The 19,526-nt window shown below is 38.8% G+C and carries 18 protein-coding genes; 7 read left to right on the forward strand and 11 right to left on the reverse strand.

Annotation, left to right across the window (positions count from 1 at the left end; all coding sequences use genetic code 11):
- The first annotated feature begins 21 nt into the window (after positions 1 to 21).
- From hisH to B7E05_RS17565, 7 genes are all read left to right on the forward strand, one after another.
- Positions 22 to 627 carry an imidazole glycerol phosphate synthase subunit HisH gene (gene hisH / locus B7E05_RS17535; protein WP_080875413.1) on the forward strand — a complete coding sequence of 202 codons (606 nt, stop codon included), beginning with the start codon at positions 22 to 24 and terminating at the stop codon, positions 625 to 627.
- Positions 624 to 1,346, forward strand: a complete 723-nt coding sequence (gene hisA, locus B7E05_RS17540) for a 1-(5-phosphoribosyl)-5-[(5-phosphoribosylamino)methylideneamino]imidazole-4-carboxamide isomerase (protein ID WP_080875414.1) — start codon at positions 624 to 626, stop codon at positions 1,344 to 1,346. The genes hisH and hisA overlap by 4 nt, the downstream gene beginning before the upstream one ends.
- Positions 1,336 to 2,097: an imidazole glycerol phosphate synthase subunit HisF gene (gene hisF, locus B7E05_RS17545; protein ID WP_080875415.1), complete on the forward strand. Its 762-nt coding sequence runs from the start codon at positions 1,336 to 1,338 to the stop codon at positions 2,095 to 2,097. Before hisA ends, hisF begins: the two co-directional genes overlap by 11 nt.
- Positions 2,097 to 2,729 (forward strand): bifunctional phosphoribosyl-AMP cyclohydrolase/phosphoribosyl-ATP diphosphatase HisIE, encoded by a 633-nt coding sequence (hisIE, locus tag B7E05_RS17550; RefSeq protein WP_245833145.1) that lies wholly within the window; start codon positions 2,097 to 2,099, stop codon positions 2,727 to 2,729. Before hisF ends, hisIE begins: the two co-directional genes overlap by 1 nt.
- A complete protein-coding gene (gene hisC, locus B7E05_RS17555) occupies positions 2,722 to 3,783 on the forward strand; it encodes a histidinol-phosphate transaminase (protein WP_080875417.1) in 1,062 nt (353 codons plus the stop codon). Before hisIE ends, hisC begins: the two co-directional genes overlap by 8 nt.
- Positions 3,784 to 4,040: 257 nt before the next feature.
- Positions 4,041 to 4,985: an agmatinase family protein gene (locus tag B7E05_RS17560; protein ID WP_080875418.1), complete on the forward strand. Its 945-nt coding sequence runs from the start codon at positions 4,041 to 4,043 to the stop codon at positions 4,983 to 4,985.
- A gap of 70 nt (positions 4,986 to 5,055) precedes the next feature.
- Entirely contained in the window at positions 5,056 to 6,306 is a 1,251-nt protein-coding gene (locus B7E05_RS17565; protein WP_179134571.1) for an Nramp family divalent metal transporter, read from the forward strand.
- A gap of 69 nt (positions 6,307 to 6,375) precedes the next feature.
- Here the strand turns inward: B7E05_RS17565 and B7E05_RS17570 are convergent, their stop codons facing one another.
- The 11 genes from B7E05_RS17570 to B7E05_RS17620 form a co-directional block, all read right to left on the reverse strand.
- The gene (locus tag B7E05_RS17570; RefSeq protein ID WP_080875420.1) at positions 6,376 to 7,140 is read right to left on the reverse strand and encodes a SurA N-terminal domain-containing protein; all 765 of its coding nucleotides are present in this window, start codon (positions 7,138 to 7,140) and stop codon (positions 6,376 to 6,378) included.
- A 229-nt stretch (positions 7,141 to 7,369) separates the two neighbouring features.
- A complete protein-coding gene (locus B7E05_RS17575; protein WP_080875421.1) occupies positions 7,370 to 8,776 on the reverse strand; it encodes an SLC13 family permease in 1,407 nt (468 codons plus the stop codon).
- Positions 8,757 to 10,262, reverse strand: a complete 1,506-nt coding sequence (locus B7E05_RS17580; protein ID WP_080875422.1) for a tripartite tricarboxylate transporter permease — start codon at positions 10,260 to 10,262, stop codon at positions 8,757 to 8,759. Before B7E05_RS17580 ends, B7E05_RS17575 begins: the two co-directional genes overlap by 20 nt.
- A 17-nt stretch (positions 10,263 to 10,279) precedes the next feature.
- Entirely contained in the window at positions 10,280 to 10,738 is a 459-nt protein-coding gene (locus B7E05_RS17585) for a tripartite tricarboxylate transporter TctB family protein (RefSeq protein WP_080875423.1), read from the reverse strand.
- Between the two features lie 77 nt (positions 10,739 to 10,815).
- A complete protein-coding gene (locus B7E05_RS17590; RefSeq protein ID WP_080875424.1) occupies positions 10,816 to 11,826 on the reverse strand; it encodes a Bug family tripartite tricarboxylate transporter substrate binding protein in 1,011 nt (336 codons plus the stop codon).
- Positions 11,827 to 12,008: 182 nt separating this feature from the next.
- Positions 12,009 to 12,683 (reverse strand): response regulator, encoded by a 675-nt coding sequence (locus B7E05_RS17595; RefSeq protein WP_080875425.1) that lies wholly within the window; start codon positions 12,681 to 12,683, stop codon positions 12,009 to 12,011.
- Between the two features lie 7 nt (positions 12,684 to 12,690).
- A complete protein-coding gene (locus B7E05_RS17600) occupies positions 12,691 to 14,307 on the reverse strand; it encodes an ATP-binding protein (protein ID WP_080875426.1) in 1,617 nt (538 codons plus the stop codon).
- 357 nt (positions 14,308 to 14,664) lie between these two features.
- On the reverse strand, positions 14,665 to 15,690 hold the full coding sequence (locus tag B7E05_RS17605) for an iron chelate uptake ABC transporter family permease subunit (RefSeq protein ID WP_080876351.1): 1,026 nt from the start codon (positions 15,688 to 15,690) through the stop codon (positions 14,665 to 14,667).
- Between the two features lie 34 nt (positions 15,691 to 15,724).
- Positions 15,725 to 16,714, reverse strand: coding sequence for an ABC transporter permease (locus B7E05_RS17610; RefSeq protein WP_143833316.1), 990 nt, complete (start codon positions 16,712 to 16,714; stop codon positions 15,725 to 15,727).
- A 44-nt stretch (positions 16,715 to 16,758) separates the two neighbouring features.
- The gene (locus B7E05_RS17615) at positions 16,759 to 17,802 is read right to left on the reverse strand and encodes a siderophore ABC transporter substrate-binding protein (RefSeq protein ID WP_080875428.1); all 1,044 of its coding nucleotides are present in this window, start codon (positions 17,800 to 17,802) and stop codon (positions 16,759 to 16,761) included.
- Positions 17,803 to 18,336: 534 nt separating this feature from the next.
- Positions 18,337 to 19,116: an iron ABC transporter ATP-binding protein gene (locus B7E05_RS17620; protein ID WP_080875429.1), complete on the reverse strand. Its 780-nt coding sequence runs from the start codon at positions 19,114 to 19,116 to the stop codon at positions 18,337 to 18,339.
- Positions 19,117 to 19,526 lie beyond the last annotated feature (410 nt).

Below are 19,526 nucleotides of genomic sequence, written 5' to 3' on the forward strand. Positions count from 1 at the left end.
ATCTTAAAAGGAGCCTGAGATATGATTGCCATCATTGATTACGGTGCAGGGAATATTAAAAGCCTGCAATTTGCATTAGATAAATTAGGGAAAACCTCTAAGCTGACCATGGACCCGGAAGAAATTCATCAGGCAGATTCTATTATCCTTCCCGGCGTTGGTGCCTTCAAGGATGCAATGGAAGCACTCGAACGTTATCAGTTAGACACCTTATTGAAAGAAGAAGCAGCAAACGGCAAACCGATTTTAGGAATTTGTCTCGGGATGCAGCTTTTCTATGAATTTAGTGAAGAGAACGACGGATGTACCGGTCTTGGCCTGCTATCCGGTTCCGTGAAACGTATTTCAGATAACGTGAAAGTTCCACATATGGGCTGGAATACCCTTCAACCTAATCAGTCTCAAAGCTTATTACATCAGCTTGGCGATAACCCGTATGTGTATTTTGTTCATTCGTATGCAATTGATGAACTGGAAGAACATACATTGGTTGCCAGCGCAGATTATGGTGGACGCGTACCAGCGATTGTACAGGATAAAAATATTACAGGTATGCAATTTCACCCGGAAAAGAGCGGGGATACCGGTGTTGCATTATTGAAAAATTATGAGGAGATGATTTCATGATCATTTTTCCAGCAATAGATGTGAAAGATGGCAACTGTGTTCGCCTGAAGCAGGGAGATTATAATCAGCAGACAACTTATAATGACTCCCCTGTAGAAACAGCAATAAAATGGCAGGAGGCTGGCGGAACCTTCCTCCATATGGTCGATTTAGACGGAGCCAAAACAGGAGAAGCCAAAAACCAAGAGGTTATCCTTCAAGCCATTCAGGCGTTATCCATCCCTGTCGAAGTCGGCGGCGGTATTCGCTCCTTAGACACGATAAAAGAGTATGTGGACGGCGGTGCTGCTCGGGTTATTCTTGGAACTTCGGCTATTACCGATTGGGCTATGCTCTCAGAAGCGATTCGGTTATATGGGGATAAAATCGCTGTTTCGCTCGATGCACGAAACGGTTATATCGCAACAGATGGCTGGACAAAGAATAGCGATAAGAAAGCTGCTGACCTTGCGAAAGAATTAGAAGCAGCCGGCTTAACAACGATTGTATATACCGATATTTTAAAGGATGGCATGCTGCGCGGTCCGAATCTGGAGGAACTGCAAGCCATGCAGGAAGCAACCAATATGAATATTATTGCTTCCGGCGGAGTTTCCCGGAAAGAAGATGTGACGAATCTGCAGGAACTGGACCTTTATGGTGCCATTATTGGAAAAGCGCTGTATGATGGAAGCCTCCAGCTGGAAGATGTCTTAAAGGAGGATAATCATGCTCGCTAAACGAATTATTCCTTGCCTTGATGTAGACAAAGGACGGGTTGTCAAAGGAAAGAAATTTCAAGATATTAAAGATGTCGCCAATCCGGTAGAATTAGCTGCCCGTTATAATAAGGAAGGAGCAGATGAGCTCGTTTTTTATGATATTACAGCTTCCAGTGAAGAGCGGAATATCTTCTTAGATGTGGTTGAAAACGTGGCACGCGAAATTGCTATCCCTTTTATGGTCGGCGGCGGTATTCGGACCATACAAGATATTCACAGTGTGCTCCATGCTGGTGCGGATAAGGTCTCGATAAATAGTGCAGCTGTACAGCGTCCAGAGTTAATTACGGAGTCCTCTGATAAGTTTGGCAGCCAATGCACTGTGCTTTCGATTGATGCTAAAAAAACATCAGATGGTGCGTTTCACGTATTTATTAACGGGGGAAGAAAAGATACGGAAATGGACGCCGTGGAATGGGCAAAACAAGGAGAAGCGCTTGGCGCTGGTGAACTTGTTGTCAATGCAATGGACGCGGACGGTGAAAAAAACGGCTATCAAATCGAATTGACCAAAAAAATTGCAGATGCCGTTAATATTCCTGTCATCGCCAGTGGCGGAGCAGGCAAACCGGAGCATTTTGCAAAAGCTTTTGCAGAAGGAGTGGATGCAGCGCTTGCCGCATCAGTCTTTCATTACGAGGAGATTCCTATTCAGGAATTAAAAAATTATTTATCCTCACAAGGAATACCAATGAGGAGGAGAGCATAATGGAGATTTCAATCAAATACGATGAAAATGGACTGGTTCCGGCCATCGTCCAAGATTACGCAACAGGAAAGGTGTTAACCTTAGCTTATATGAACGAGGTTGCTTTCGAAAAAACATTAGAAACCGGCGAAACATGGTTCTACTCCCGAAGCCGCAACGAGCTCTGGAATAAAGGAGAAACATCCGGAAATAAACAGCTGGTTAAAAAAATTTCGGTCGATTGTGATCAGGATGCTTTAGTTGTTCAAGTACAGCCGCTAGGACCTGCCTGTCATAAAGGAACGACGACTTGTTTTGAAACAACCTTACTAGAAACGGAAAAGCCGTTATTCGCTATGGTCACTGAGCTGACGGACAAAATTAAAGACCGTAAAGAAAATCCGCAGGAAGGTGCTTATACAACCTATCTGTTTCATAAAGGTCTCGATAAAATCCTTAAGAAAATCGGTGAAGAATCAACAGAGGTTGTCATCGGGGCAAAAAATAATGACAAAGAAGAGTTGACGAATGAATTAGCTGATTTATTATATCACTCGCTTGTATTGATGGAAGAGCAAGGTGTCCGTTCGAAAGATATCAAAAAAATATTAAACGAGCGTCATATTGAAAAAGAGGGACAGCATCGTGAGTAACTTCTGGAATCCATTAATTAAACAGCTGGAACCTTATATTCCTGGAGAGCAATTAGATGACCCTGCAATCATTAAATTAAATACAAATGAAAATCCCTTTCCTCCTTCTCCAAAAGTTCTGACTGCGATTGAAGAAGAGGCAAAAACAAAATTACAACTTTACCCTTCTCCAACGGTAGATGAGCTTAGGGAGGAAATAGGCAACTATTACGGTTTAAAAAAAGAACAAGTCTTTATCGGCAATGGATCAGATGAAGTACTTGCACTTGGATTTATGACATTTTTTGAACCTGGAAAAGCCATTAAATATCCAGATATCACCTACAGCTTCTATCCTGTGTATGCCAAGCTATATCAGCTGGATGTGGATGAAATAGCTTTAGAGGAGGATTTTACTATCTCTCCCGAATCTTTTTTTCATTCTGAAGGCGGAGTGATTTTTCCAAATCCAAATGCGCCGACCAGCCTGTATCTGGAACTGGAAGCTATTGAAGCAATTTTAAAAAACAATTCGGACCAGGTTGTCATTATTGATGAAGCGTATGTTGACTTTGCTGAAAAATCAGCAGTTTCCTTAATAGACAGTTACCCGAATTTACTGGTTGTGCAGACGCTGTCTAAATCCCGGTCGCTTGCCGGTCTGCGTGTAGGCATGGCAATGGGGCATCCGGACTTGATTGAAGGATTAAACCGGGTAAAAGATTCGTTTAATTCCTATACCATTGACCGGTTAGCCATCGCCGGAGCCATAGAAGCATTTCGAGATACGGCTTATTTTGAGAAAACACGGAAGGAAATTATAGCAACAAGAGAATATTTTCGGCGGGAATTAGAGAAAAGACGCTTTCACGTTCCTCCTTCTCAAGCGAATTTTGTGCTCGCTTCTCCAGCAGATATAGAAGCGGAGAAACTATTCACCGAGCTCAAACAAGCAGGCTTCTTAATCCGTTATTTCAATAAACCAAAACTGGAAAACTATTTGCGCATCTCTATTGGAACAAAAGAACAGATGACGAAGCTGTTACATGCTATCGATAGCATCACAGAAAAATAAGGCATTCATTTTTGGTAAAATTCTTATTTAGCTAAATAAATGATATATATAGAAAGCCATTAGAGAATATTACCTAATGGCTTTCTCTGTAACGAAATAAAAGGTTTTAATTTTTTCCAGAAGTGAATATATGAAATAAGAGATTATTTTAAATGGACTCGATGCGAATGCCGTATTGTTTTTGAAACAATCTACCTTTCTATGATTGTTTAAAAACAATAGACAAATCTACTTCTATTCAACAAAGGAGAATGGTAATGAGTACAAATATTTATGGAAATACGCCTCCTTTATTAGGCGCTAAAAATCTGACAAGTACAAAGGAAAAGGATTATGATACCGATGTATTGATTTACGGAGTTCCTTGGGAAGGTGCCTGTACATGGGGAGATTATACCGGCTGCGAACTTGGTCCAAAGCAAATTCGCTTATCTTCCGCCAGATATAGCACATATCTTCCGGAACTCGACCATATTAATGTAGAAGATCATTTACGTTTAGGAGATGTCGGTGATGTCGGCATTATCCCTCATAATGTCCCGGAAACCATGGACCGCATTGAAGCTTTTGCAGAGGATCTCTGGAAAACCGGTAAGTTCCTGGTCGGAATGGGCGGAGATCACGGTATAACGTATCCGGTTGTCAAAGGATTGACCAATACCGGGAAAAAAGTCGGCATTATCCATCTCGATTCCCATTATGATAATATGCCGCACCATGAAGGCGATAAATTTGCAAGGAGCACCCCTTTTATGCGTTTATATGAAACAGAGGGTGTACGTAATGAAAGCTTAATTCATACAGGAATCAAAGGTCCCCGTAATAAGCCGGAAACGGGTAAATACGCAAAAGACGCCGGCGCTGTAACACTGACCATTAACGATATTCGTGAACAAAGCGATTTGAAGAAATACGCGAATGAAATCTATGAAATGGCTTCTAAAGATGTCGATGTTGTCTATTTGACGATTTGCAGTGATGTACTTGATTTTGCTTTCAATCCGGGCGGACCAGTGGATGGAAATGGTTTGACTTCTTACGAGCTGCTTACAATGATTTATGAATTTGCTAAGCGTGGACTTTGCGGGATGGATTTTGTGGAAGTTTATCCGCAGCAAGATTTCAATCAGAATTCAGCACACTTTGTATCTACGGCCGTGTTGTATGTACTGGCAGGTCATATTCATGGAGGGCACGCTTAGAAAAATCAGTACTTACGAAGCTTTTCGCTAAAACGCCTGGTAAGTAGTAAGGGGGGAGTTTTCCCCCTTTATGACTTACCAAACAAAGGAGGAGTTTTACTTGGCGCAATCAAAAGTTGTGGAGAAGCTTAAAGTCATTGGCCCCGGCGCGATTATTACCGCTTCTTTTATCGGCCCGGGTACGGTAACTACTGCAACACGTGCAGGTGCAGGATTCGGTTTTGCATTATTATGGGCTGTTATCTTTTCTATCCTGGCCACGATTATCCTGCAGGAAATGGTAGCCAGAATTGGTATCGTAACAAAGCAAGGGCTGGGAGAAAATATCAGGGAATTATTCCAAAACCAAGTTCTGAAATTTGCATCTGTGTGGATTGTACTGATTGCCGTATGTGTAGGATGTGCCGCATACATAAGCGGGGATTTATTAGGAACCTCTCTGGGTGTTTCGTATTTAACCGGGGTGCCTGAAAATTATGTAGCGCCAATTATCGGAATTATCATTTTACTCTTGAACTTACTTGGCGGATATAAGTTTATCGAAAAAGTAATGATTGTTTTAATTATCATCATGAGTATTACATTCATCACAACCATGTTTGTCTCTGCTTCAGATGTTCTCCGTGTTCTTGAAGGGGCTTTCCTTCCCTCTATCCCAGAAGGATCAATTCTGATGATTATTGCTTTAATCGGTACCACCGTTGTTCCATATAATTTCTTTATTCATGCATCCACCGTAAGCGAAAAATGGAGTCATGTGAATGATTTAAAAGCAGTAAGGACAGACACGATTCTTTCCATTACCGTAGGCGGGCTTATTACCGCCGCGATTTTAATTACAGCTGGTGCATTAATTCAAGGGACAGAAGTGACCAGTGTCGTTCAGCTTGCTTCTCCGCTGGAACCTTTAATGGGAGACCTGGCTCCAATCTTTGTCAGTATCGGCCTGTTTGCTGCTGGTTTCTCATCTGCTATCGCTTCTCCAATGGGAGCTGCTGTAACCGTAAGCAGTTTTATGAGATGGGAAGGCGGATTCACTAATAAAAAATATAAAGCCGTTTTCAGTGCTGTTATTATTTTAGGCATTATCACTTCGGCTATTGAGTTTGAACCGTTAGAAGTGTTACTTGTCGCCCAGGCGTTAAATGGCATTATTTTACCTGTTATTGCGATCTTCATTATGGTTGTCGTGAATAAGAAAAACGCAATGGGGAAATACGTAAACCGGTTATGGTTAAATATTCTGGGCTGGCTCGTCACTGCCGTAGTTATCTTTCTTGGTACTTACAGTTTGGTAGATGCGATTAATACATTTTTATAAGAACAAAAAAGGAAGTGCGTCCTGCTGGGAGGAGCACTTCCTTTTTGTTCTTCAGATGTTCAAAAATATTTACAGTTGTTCTTCTACATCTGCAGATTCAGTCAATTCATCTACTTTATCTGCATATGCTTCCTGTTGTTTATTCTGTGCTACCATTTCTTCAATCTGGCCTCTGATTTCATCCAGATCTTGCATGTCCTGGTCGCCCATCTGTGATTGTAATTGTTCGTACATTTCTTCTACTTCTTCGTCTGTTACATCTACATCAAATGCTTCGTCCATATATTTTGTAGTTGCTAAATTATATTTGAGTTGCTGTTCAAATTGATCTTCGCTTAAATTCAATTCATCAAGAGAAGCCTGAAATTGGTCTTCCCCATTCGCTTTCATTGTATCCATTTGTTCTTGTACTTCTTCATCCGTTACTTCGACACCTTCGTCATTTGCTTCCTGCATAATCAGTTCTTGTTCTACCAAGAAGTTAATGGTTTCATCTTGCAGTGCTTCTTGATCTGATACATCCTGACCAGATTGATTCATCATTGTTTTCACTAATGAATATGCGGTATTGTAGTCTGTCCCTTGCAATTCTTCTCCATTCACAACGACAACAGGCGTATCTTCTTCTACAAATTCGTCATCGGAAAATTCGACCGGCTCCGGTTGTTGCGGTTGCTGTTGGTCACCTTCTCCTTCGCCTTCACCTTCTTGCTGTTGTCCAGCTTCTTCTTGCCCTTGGTCACCTTCTCCTTGTTCGTTTTCGCTATCGTCACTTCCGCATGCTGCTAACAGCATGGTTATAATCATTAATATGCTCAATGACAGTTTCTTCATGAAAACATCCCTCACTTTAAAAGTTTGTCATGTTTCATTCAATCATACATGCTTCTATGATTTCAAGTTTTCGAGTTATAAATTTTTCACGAGAAATTATCTATATGACTTCGGTTCCCGATTAAGCGCGGGAATACAATGATTTAGAAGCCTTTATCTTTTTAATCATGATGAATAGGTTTCCACATGGAAGATATTTGAAAATCTCGTATAGAGGGGTTTTCATTTTTTACCAATAAAAAAGTGCAGCAAGAAAACCAATCAGTATCGAAACGAGCGTATACACCGAACCAATAACGACTTGTTGCCCCTTTGTAATAATCCCCGTACTAAAAGCTAGGAAGGTAGTCGTTGAATGTATTGGCAAGATAAGCATACTCCCTACGCTGAATATAACTAATAAAGATAATGCCCGGATATCCATGCCTGCAGATACAGCATAGGACATCACAATCGGGAAAATCACAATCAGGGCAGCGGAAGGAACAATAAAAAAGAAACGCATGATTGCTATTAATAAAATGATAAATACAGTTTCTAAGATAACCCCATCTGTTTCAGGCAGAAAACTGATTAGAAAGTCCGCGATAACATCTGCCGTATGATTTTCTGATAAAACCATACCTAACGAAAAAGACGTTCCAAGCATCAAAAAGTTTTCCCAATCAGCTTTACGCACAGATGCGTTTGATATCAGCCCAATCGAGGGGATCGAATAAAATGCAATTAAAATTAGCGGTGGTATCAATACAGGAAATATTTCGCTATCCGTAAATATCCACAGACAAATCATTGCTAAAAAGCTACTGAATACTACCCAGAATTTCCAGGAGGTCTCCGTTTTTGAAGCAGTATTTACAGAGGCCGTACCTTCCTCTGCAATAAACTGTTCCCCGGGAGAAGTATATGTTAAGTATTTCCACGTAAAGATGCTCATGATAATCATAATTGCCTCAAGCGGAACTGCCATCGCTAAAAACCATTCAGCCCATGATAAACTGCCAATTTCGTAATCATTCCACAGTTGATAGGCAAGTACCGGAAATCCTCCACCTGTAAATACAATCATGGTTGCATGTTGATTCATTATCCCAATCACAGCCATGGTGTATCGATGGAAGATGCTATGCTTCGAAAATCCAAATAGTCCGTTTAAACTGCTTAAAATAGGAGAAAGCACTTTAAAACGGGCCACAGCAGACGGCAGTAATATGGGCAGAAGCAAAACAATCACCGGCAATATAACAATCATTCGAAATACGCCGCCTTTACTTAATTTCATAAACAACTTTGCAATAAATTGATCGACTTTCACATCCACCAGCACTCCGCTGATAATCGTTAAAACGATGACAAAATAGACAGCTGGCGTCATAAAACCTGCAAGAGCCTGCTCCATCGTACCGAGAATAGGCAATAAAACCATTAAAGCCAATATCAGCATGCTGCCTGCACCGACCGGGATTGGCTGTAATACCCATAGATAGACCGAGAAGCCAAGCAAGAGCAACGTAAAACGCTGCTCTTCAGTGAGTTCTTCCGGAAAAATCCATGTATTTGTTACCGCAAGCAAAATAAAACTTGCGCAAATCATACCATGCACAATCATGGATTTCTTAATTATTTTTCCCTGCATTTTTATTTCCTTTTCTTCGTTTGGAAATCAACGGGACGAACAAAGATAATGCAGCAAGTGCTAAAATACCGGCAGCAATTGGATCTTGCCAAAAAATAGCTAAACTCCCATTGGATATCGTCATGGATTGACGGAATGATTGCTCGAGCATTCCTCCAAGAATGAATGCCAATATAAAAGGCGGAGCAGGAAAAGAAAATAACCGCATGAGAAATCCGACAACGCCGAACAATAATAACATGTATAAGTCAAATGTATTGAAACTGATAGCATAGACGCCAATCATACTAAACATAATAACCAGGGAAATTAACAGCGGTCTCGGAACCATTAATATCTTTGCTATGTAAGGGATTAATGGCAAATTCAAAATTAGCAAAAAGATATTCCCGATATACATGCTGACAATAACTCCCCAAAAAATATCCGGCTGGTCTGTCATTAATAATGGTCCGGGCTGTACCCCCAAGACTAAAAATGCGCCTAATAATACTGCAGTTGTCCCGGAACCGGGAATCCCTAAACTTAATAACGGTACAAATGCGCCGCTAGTTGCAGCGTTGTTCGATGTTTCGGGAGCAGCCAGTCCTTTGACAGCACCTTTCCCAAATTCTTCCGGATGTTTTGATATTCTTTTTTCCGTAATATAGGAAATAAAAGATGCAATCGTTGCTCCAGCTCCAGGAAGAACCCCTAAGATAAATCCAATTAGGGAATGCCTGGACATAGGTCCACTCATATCCTTCCAATCTTGTTTTGTTAATTTTAAACTGCCAATTTTATGTGCATTTTGTGTTGATGTATCTTTTCTGTTTAATATCAACGTACAAACTTCAGCTAAGGCAAATAACCCAAGGGCAATAACTAAGAAATCAAGACCGTCCAGTAAGTTTGTGTTTCCAAATGTGAAACGCTGCATACCTGATTGTGCATCAATTCCTACTGTAACAACCATAAAACCTGCCACGGCTGATATTAATGCTTTTACCGTGGAACCCTCTGACAAACTCGATATTGCAGTTAACCCAAGTAACATTAAGGCGAAATAAGCTGCCGGGGAAAATGAGATAGCAACACTTGCCAACATAGGCGCCAGAAGCATAAGCAACACTACACTAACTGTTCCGCCAACAAATGAGGAAATCGCCGCTATCGCCAAAGCTTTTCCAGCTTCTCCACGCTGCGCCATTGGATACCCATCAAAGGAAGTTGCCACCGTTCCGGAAATTCCTGGAGCGTTTAACAAAATAGAAGATGTAGATCCTCCGAAAATAGCACCATAATAAACGCCGGCCATCATAATTAATGCAACGGTAGGCTCCATTCCAAACGTAATAGGTATCATAACCGCTATTGCACTAATTGGACCTAATCCAGGCAGCATCCCGATAAATGTTCCTATAAATACACCAATCATCACAAAAAATATACTTTGCAGACTAAATGCCGTCTGTAATCCTGTTACGATTCCTTCCATAGCTCCCATTTAAATTTCCTCCCCCTTTAAAAAGGTAATACGCCGGATGGTAAAGATATCTGCAATAATGACGTAAATACAAAATAAATAAAACTTGAAAAAGCAATCGATACAATGCCATTTACGATATGACTTCTGTATCCTAAAAATATAGAACAGCAGAAAATAAAAAGAGCAGACACAATGATAAATCCAAGTATTTCCAGTAAGAATATATATATAAATATAAGTACGCCTACCCCAAGAAGCATTCCCACCTCTTTTTTTGGAATGTTTCTTTTTTGACGCTGTTCTTCTGTCTCTTTATCTTTTGAAAAAAACAATAGAATGGATAAAATCACTAACAGCCACCCTAAAGCTTTTGGAATAACATCCGCATCCACTTCTGTATAGGCATACACCGGCAACTGATAAGAAAGAATCAAATAAACAACAGCAACAACAAGTAAAAGCAAGCTCACGCGACTGTTTATGGACTTCAACACCCTTATCACTCCAATCTGGTTAAATGGCAGCAAAGCCAATGAAACAAATGGATATCGAATCATTGGCTTTGATCATCTTATTCGTTATTTAAGCCTAAATCATCTAACAATACTTGAACCTCTTCTTTTTGTTCATCTAAAAATGCTTTATATTCTTCATGTCCCATATATTCTTCATCCCAGCCAAACTGGTCGCGGATTTCAGCAAAGGCTTCCGAATCACTTAATTCTTTGAATTTATCTTCATAATAAGCGATTGAAGCCTCATCCATGTCTGGTGGACCAAAAAAACCTCTCCAGTTAACAAACGTTTCGTCAATTCCCTGCTCAATCGCTGTAGGGAAATCCTCAATGACTTCTCCTTCTAACCTTTCTGGAGCAGTAATACCTAATACTTTAATATTGTCAGCTTTTACTTGTTCCACCGTTTCTGCCATTCCTGTGGAATATACATCGACACTTCCATTCAACAATTGTGTCAGTGACTCCCCGTCTTGTGCAGAAACATATTTAATTTTCGTGATATCCACTCCAGCTGCTTTGGCAATTTGCACAAATTGAATATGGTCCATACTGCCGGGAGCAGATTCACCAACAACCGTTACACTTTCCGGATCATCTTTCATATCTGCAAACAATTCTTCTAAGTTATCCCATTCAGCATCTTCGCGAACAGCAAATGCGCCATAGTCTGCAATCAAGTTAGAAAGTGGTGTAAAATCTTCATGACCATATTCCGATTGTCCATTCAACGGAATTAATATAATTGGCGGTGAAGCTACAAACAACTTATGTGGATCACCTTCATAATTAGCGATATAAGACCAGCCAACTGCTCCTCCTCCCCCAGTTTTATTGACGACACCGATATTCTCTTCAATCATTCCTTCTTCACCTAATACTTGAGCTACCATCCTGGCAGTTGTGTCCCAGCCGCCACCAGCTCCCGCAGGCGCAACAATCTCTATACTTTCCTCCGGCTCCCAGCTTTCATCCTCACCGGAAGCATCTGTTGCCCCTTCCCCACTGCCACAAGCAGCGAGTACTAAACTTAAAAATAATAAAGTAATAAATAACAGCTTTTTCATTCCTTTTATCCCCTCTCTTTTTAATTATCTATCTTAATAGACACTATAGAGGATTCATTATATAAATGTAAACGTTTTCAAAATTAATCTCAATGAGTTTTTTATGTTTGTTTTGTTCATTTTGTTCATGGTTTTTTCATCGATAGAATATAAAAATGCAGGGGTATCATTCCCCTGCATTTTTATATTCGGTAATATCTACGCTCCGGTCTGCCGACAGCTCCATATGCCAAATCCGCTTTTATTTCTCCCAAGGAGGTAAGGTACTCCAGATAACGTCTGGCAGTTGTGCGTGAAACGCCTATGTTTTCTCCCATTTTTTCTGCCGCCACACCGTCTTCCGTCTGATCAATCATTTTTTTTATTTTATTTAATGTCAATGGGTCAATCCCTTTAGGCGTTCGTTGTTCCTCTACTTCGATATGTCTTTTTAAGCCGAAATGGTTATCTAAAAAGTGCTGGCTAATTGTCTCCTCGTTATTAAAACGCTCATTAAATAATTGGTAACGTTTCATGGATTCTATCAGTCTTTCCTGTTTGATTGGCTTAATCATATAATCAAATACACCTCGACGGACAGTCCGCTGAATCATATTTTTTTCAGATGCAGCAGAGATAATAATAGCATCCATATCGCTTTGAATCTTTCGTAATTCCTCTAAAATCTCTAAACCAGAAATATCTGGAATATATAAATCCAAAATCACTAAATCAATCGTATATTTGTTAGCAAATGCTATTGCTTCTTTCCCGTTTAATGCTTTTCCTACCAGGTTTACGTCATCGAGATGTTCAATAAATCCACTATGGATTTCAGCGATACGATAATCATCTTCCACTATCAATATTTGTATCATGCATTCCTCACCCCGTTTTTTTAACTTGATATTTTGGTAGAAATATCGTAAAAATCGTTCCTTCATTCAAATTGCTTTTCACTTCCACTCTCCCGTTCAAGTTTTCAATCGTTTCATTGACAATTGCTAATCCATATCCACGCTTCAATGTGTCCTTTGTAGAAAATTTACGGTGAAAAATACGATGAATATCTTTTTGTTCGATTCCACTTCCATTATCCGCTATTTCAAAAATGTAGTCATTGCCAATGTCAGTAGAGAAAAAATGCACGGTTCCATCTGCTTGGCTACGAACAGCTTCGAACGCATTATCAATCACATTTCCCAAAATTGTAATCAGGTTGATCGGTTCTATATCATCCACAATCCGGGACAACGAACTATAATCATCTATGAAGAAATGTACTTTCAGTTCAGATGCTTTCCCAATCTTCCCCAGCAAAATAGCCTGTACCGTTTTATCATGAATCTGGTCATAGACAATTTTATTTTGAATTTCTGCCGTTTGTGTTTCTTTTTGGATTAATTCCACTGCTTCATCATAATTACCCAGCTGCAGCATTCCGGATAAAACATACAGGCGGTTTGTGTATTCATGTGTTTGTGCTCTAAGTTCTTCCGAGTAACTTCTTATTTCACTTAATGTATCAATCGTTTCTTTCAATTCCGTTTTATCGCGGAAACTTAATACTGCTCCATTTACTTGATTTTGATTGGAAATGGGAATCATATTAAATATAATATGTCTATCGTTCACTTCTACTTGTTTATTACGGCACGTTTGTCCACTTTGAATCAAAGAAGATAATGCAAGCTCCGGCAGTATTTTTGATATTGGTTGATTATAAAATGTTTTTTGTTTCCCGTTCAGCAATTTCTCAGCCGAATAATTCATTAATTGAATCATTCCATTGTTATTGACTGCAATGATCCCTTCATGTATCGTCTCCAAAATGGCGTTTCTCTCACGATATAACGAAGTCATTTTATATGGTTCAAACCCCATTAACTGACTGCGAATATTTTTGGTCAACAACAGTCCACTGATTGCTCCAATAAATAGAACAATCATGGACGGGATAAGTAACTTTTTAATATTATCAAAAATCGTCGCATTGACATCTTTGATCATATACCCGACAGATACAATCCCTACAATGTCCCCTTCGCTATTACGGACAGGGGTTTTCCCCCGTAATGACGGCCCCAGGCTCCCCTCTGCTCTGGAAACATAGGATTCACCATCTATCAAGGCGGCATCATTATCTCCTCCTACCATGTTTTTACCTAACTTGTTCGGATCCGGGTGAGAATAGCGAACGCCCTCTGTATTTCCGATAACAATAAATTCAGCTCCTGCTAATTCTCTCATTTCTTCAGCAATTGGTTGTATCGTCTCGGCTGGAAATGCATCAGAAAAAGCCTCACGAACCGCAGGAATACTGGCTACAATTTCCGCCGTCTGTAAAGCCTGTCCACCTATTTCTTCCTCCGTCGTTTCTACTTCCAGATAGCTGTAAAAAGCGGTAAGCAATAATGTCACGAATAACGTTAAGCCAATAATAAGTACTAGAATTTTCGTTTGCAGGTTCACCTGATTTAACCATTTTATAATGATAACCATCTCATAAGGAAACGCTTACTTAATAATTTAAAATACACGTTACAAAAGACATGCAGTTATTTTTTGTATATTTATACTGATACATCTATTATACTACCATTTTTTATTTTATCTATATTTTCCAAAAATAAAATAGTAAAAAAGTCGAAGCCAGATAAAATTTATTCTTTAAAGTATGAAAACTACCCAATAGAATTGGGAAATTTCGCTAAAAAGCTCTATACCTATAACAGAGTATTGCTGCCTCAGTCGAGTCCTCTATGACAAATAACAAAAAATATCCCCCAATCTGTTGAAAGCAATCATACACAGCTTTTAACAGACGAGGATATAAAAAGTATTGGTACACTTAAATAATCATAAAGTCTTTCTCTTTAAGATAATAATTAAGAAGGTTACTCCTCCAACGATCTCAATAATAATGGAAACCACGCCCTGCGCGTTAAATACATGATTCATAATAAAATAGGCACCCGTTAGTATTAAGAATCCGATGGCAAGCGCCATTGGAAATATATATCTATGGTCATATGTTTGTGCCAATTGATAACTCAACGTTGCAACCAAGAAACCAAAGAAAGTAAGCGGTCCGACTAAAGCTGTTGAGATGGACATTAAAATTGAAACTAACACAAGAACATAAATAACACTAAATTTATGATTCAATCCCAAAGAGCTAGATATCTCTTTTCCGAGCGATAATACATTTAATCGCTTCGAATACGCAATCAGAAGGAATGCCACAATGATTACGATAGGAATGGCAATCGGAAAATATGCTTCGTCCGCATTATTAACAGAACCAAATAGCTTTGCCTGCAAAATATCAAACTCGGAAGGGGCAAGCAGTTTTCTCATAAACGTGGATAAAGATCTCAGTCCCGTTCCAATAATGATTCCAACTAGAAGCATAAGTTGTAAATTTCCGTACTTACCAGAAAGTAACCACCCATACAGTATTAAACAAGCCGAAACCATAATAGCTACTTGAAATAAAAATGATCCAGTACCCATATAACCTATAAATGCAGTGGTACCGAAGAAAAACATGGTGCTCGTATGTATTGTGGAATAAAGTGCTTCAAATCCTAAAAGCGAAGGAGTTATTACCCGGTTATTCGTAATCGATTGGAAAGCAACGGTCGCCAAACTCTGACATACTGCAGCAATAATCATGGAAACAATAGCTACCATTCTTCTTTTAGCAACTGGGATAAAGGAAGGAGAGTCTATTGGAACTGGATTGTTATAAACTAAAAGTCCATACGACGAAAGAAGGCCTAAACCAATCAACGCTATTAACAATATCCAATAACGTCTTTCCTCTTTTTTAGAACGAAAAGCTTTCGATGCTCTATCTTTATTTGGAAGGCTAGAATCCATTTTGACATTTTTTTCATTAGTATATTCCAATTTGTTATCCTAGCCTCCTTCTTCTTAATAAAATAACAATAAATACGACTGCGCCCACTGTTCCAAGTATCAAAGAGACAGGTACTTCAAATGGCATGATAACAGTTCGAGATATGATATCAGCGGCGGTTAGGGAAGCCATTCCGGTTACACATACCCAGGGCAAGTTACTCCTTAAGTCATCGCCTCTAAACATGGAAACAATATTTGGGACAATCAAACCTAAAAAAGGTAAGTTTCCTATAACAGCTGCAACAATTCCAACTGCAACAGCTATAAGAGCCGTACCAATAAGAACAATTTTATTATAACTCACTCCAAGACTTGTTGTAATATCTTCTCCTAAACCAGCTAATGTCAGTCTATCCGCATAGATAAAGATAAGAATCGTAATTAAAACAATCAGCCATAAGTATTCATATCTTCCAACTTGAATCGATGCGAAAGAACCAACAAACCAGGTTTCAACACTTTGCGACATTTGAAAAACGAGTCCGACAAACGTGGAAACGGCAGAAATGACCGCTCCAAGCATGATCCCAATAATGGGGACAATCAAAGACGAACGAAGTTTCACTCTTCTTAAAAACAAAAAGAAAACCATCGTTCCGATAAAGGAAAAAATGATTGCTCCTGTCATTCTTTGAACTAAAGATGGAGAGGGAAATAATAAATAAACAAAAATTAATCCCAAACCTGCCCATTCAATTGTCCCTGTTGTAGTAGGTTCAACTAAACGGTTCTGTGTGATAAGCTGCATAACGAGTCCAGACATTGCCATCGCAGCTCCTGTAAGCATGAGTGCTGCTGTCCTTGGAAAACGAGTGATGAAATACATCTCCATCCCATCTTCCCGTCCTCGCATATCATAAACTCCGACAAGCATTGAAATAATACCTAGAATAATAACAATAATAATTGCTACTATAAAAGGCTTCGTCCATAATTTTTGATGATTAGAATGCGGGGGCTGAGAATTTCCAGCCCCAGACATTTTTTGTATTGTATTTTTTAGCACTATAGTTATACTCCTCTATACTACTCAGCTAAACGATCTGCAAGATCTTCAAATAATTCAATGAATGTTTGTATGGATTCATTTGTATACGTGTCTGCCGGTGCATAAACGATCTGTCCTTCAGAAACAGCAGTTGTGTTTTGAAGAGCAGGTGCATCATCGATTACATCCTGGGCAGGAATAGAATCACCTGCATCTGATATAGCAGCGTCACGATCCATTACGAAAAGCCAATCTGGATCTGTTTCTGCAATAGCTTCAACAGATACATCATCACCTTGGTGATCTGCAGAAGCTTGGTCAATTTCTAAAGCTGGTGTCCAATCGAAAATATCATACAATGGACCCCATACACGGCCAGAATGAGGAGCTGAAAAATTAATATCTCCCCCAGATACTATAACACTCATAATCGTATCCTCTCCATTATAAGCAGATTGAGCATCTTCAATTGCTTGGTCAAAATCAGCTATCAATTGTTCCGCTTCTTCATTTTTATCAAAAATTTGTCCGAGAGAGGTTGTAATATCCTTAAATCCATTTTCTAAGTTTTCTCCAGGCGCGTCTGCTTCCTCGGAAACATCAAAATTAAGATCAATCACTGCTGCATCTGGCACTAATTCTTTGATATCTTCATAAAACCCGCCAAATCGTTGGCCCACAATAACAAGATCAGGGTCTGCAGCTGCGATAAGTTCAAGATTTGGTTCACGATGGTTTCCTATATTTTCAATGGATTCATCACTTGCATAAGGTATATCCTCAGGTATTAAATCTCTTGGAGCAGCTGCTAATTCAACTCCCCAATCAGATAATGTTTCAAAAGTTCTATTATCTAAAGAAACCACATTCTCTGGGTTTACTGGAACTTCAACGGTTCCATGAGCATCCGTAATTTCGACCGTTGCATCTTCAGAAGACTCCTCCGTTTCAGCAGAATCACTTCCTTGGTCATCAGCCTCTTCGTTTTCACTGCCTGAATCGGAGCAAGCAGCCAATACCAAAGCAAAAATTGCGAAAATTGCTATAATAAATGTTGATTGAACAAAATTTGATTTTCTCATTCCTTCTACCTCTTTCCTTATGTATTTTTTTGAAAAATAAGCTATTGAATTGATTCCATGCATATCTGGTTATACTTTGCGCATGATTTAAATAATAATTCCTTTTTTACTATAGTGCATCGCTATAATCTAATGCATTGATAATGATAATCAATCTCAATTAGCTTGTTTAAAGTATACCAAATAAAAAAGCGTTGTCAACTGTATTTTGAAATATTTCATTTTTTAACTTATACCTTCATTCTCACCTATGTAATGATAAAAGAATTCGGATAAGAATCGTTACTTAAACATCAGAAGAATACATCTTTGAAAAGATACAACCATCTGTTTAAAACAACGTTTCACATCGCAAAACATGCGTACTCCCGATGAAAGAAGCACGCATGGGTTAGCTAAGTCATTTACAGTCTGTCATGCCCGACAGCTGCCATAGAAAAATTGCTTTCTTGGAAGTATTCATTAAGAAAGTATGAAGTTTGGTTATTTATAAGTAATTACTCGTGTAATTTGACATGAAAGAGAACTGCGTAATTAACTACTTTTACTTATATGAGAATCAAAGTATACACAAAAACGACAACCATTTTGCATATGAACTGGAATATGCATATCATAGATTTCGTTTAGCGCCTCTGAATTAATAATTTCGTGTGTTGGGCCATCTTTTACTAGACGCCCTTCTTTTAAAGCTACAATCTGATCCGAATAAACCGAAGCAAAGTTAATATCATGCAATACAATCACAACCGTTTTACCCAAATCGTCGACAAGCTTGCGTAATATTTTCATAATTTGCACAGAATGCTTCATATCCAAATTATTCAATGGTTCATCCAGTAAAATATATTCGGTGTCTTGAGCAATAATCATGGAAATAAATGCACGCTGCTTTTGACCGCCAGACAGCTCATCTAAGAATTTATGCTGGATATCTGTTAAATTTAAGTATTCAATTGATTGATCGATAATTCGCTCGTCCTCCGCATTTAAGCGTCCCTTCGAATATGGATAACGACCAAACGATACTAATTGGCGAATCGTTAATTTCACAGTTAGGAAATTTGATTGTCTCAAAATGGCAATACGCTTAGCGAATTCATTGGATTTCATGTTTTTCACATTATTTTTATCTAATAATACATCTCCCGTGTCTGCATCAAGCAGCCGGCTTACCATAGAAAGTAGCGTTGATTTCCCAGCGCCGTTTGGTCCGATAAACGATGTAATTTTGTTAGGCTGAATTTGAACCGATATGTCATTTACGATAGATTTATTGCCGAACTTCTTTGTCAATCCTTTAATATCAATCATGCCATAGCCCTACTTTCTTTAAGTATTAAATGAAGAAATAAAAGTAATCGAAAAAAGAATGAATTATGTAGCTACATACGAAATCTTCATAACATACCAATCTTTTCTCGGCAGGAGTTCATCAAACATCCTTAGCTTATATTTTATACAAATTGAATCCAGATAATAATTATTATCATTTTCTAATTGTTCTAAATAAGAATGATATTCATTATCAATTAGATGACAACACCTAGTATACCAAAATTTCAGCCATCGTCAATGCCCTATCTATATAAATATGGTGATAAACAAAAAAACTGCCTAGAGCGGCAGTTTTTTTGTTTATTTCGTTCAATTTTTTGTCAAATTCATTGATATGACTCGTTTTATAGAGATTTTCTTTTTATTTATTGAAGCCTTAAAATTGG

The sequence above is a fragment of the Oceanobacillus timonensis genome (genome assembly GCF_900166635.1).
Taxonomy (GTDB): Bacteria; Bacillota; Bacilli; order Bacillales; family Amphibacillaceae; genus Oceanobacillus; species Oceanobacillus timonensis.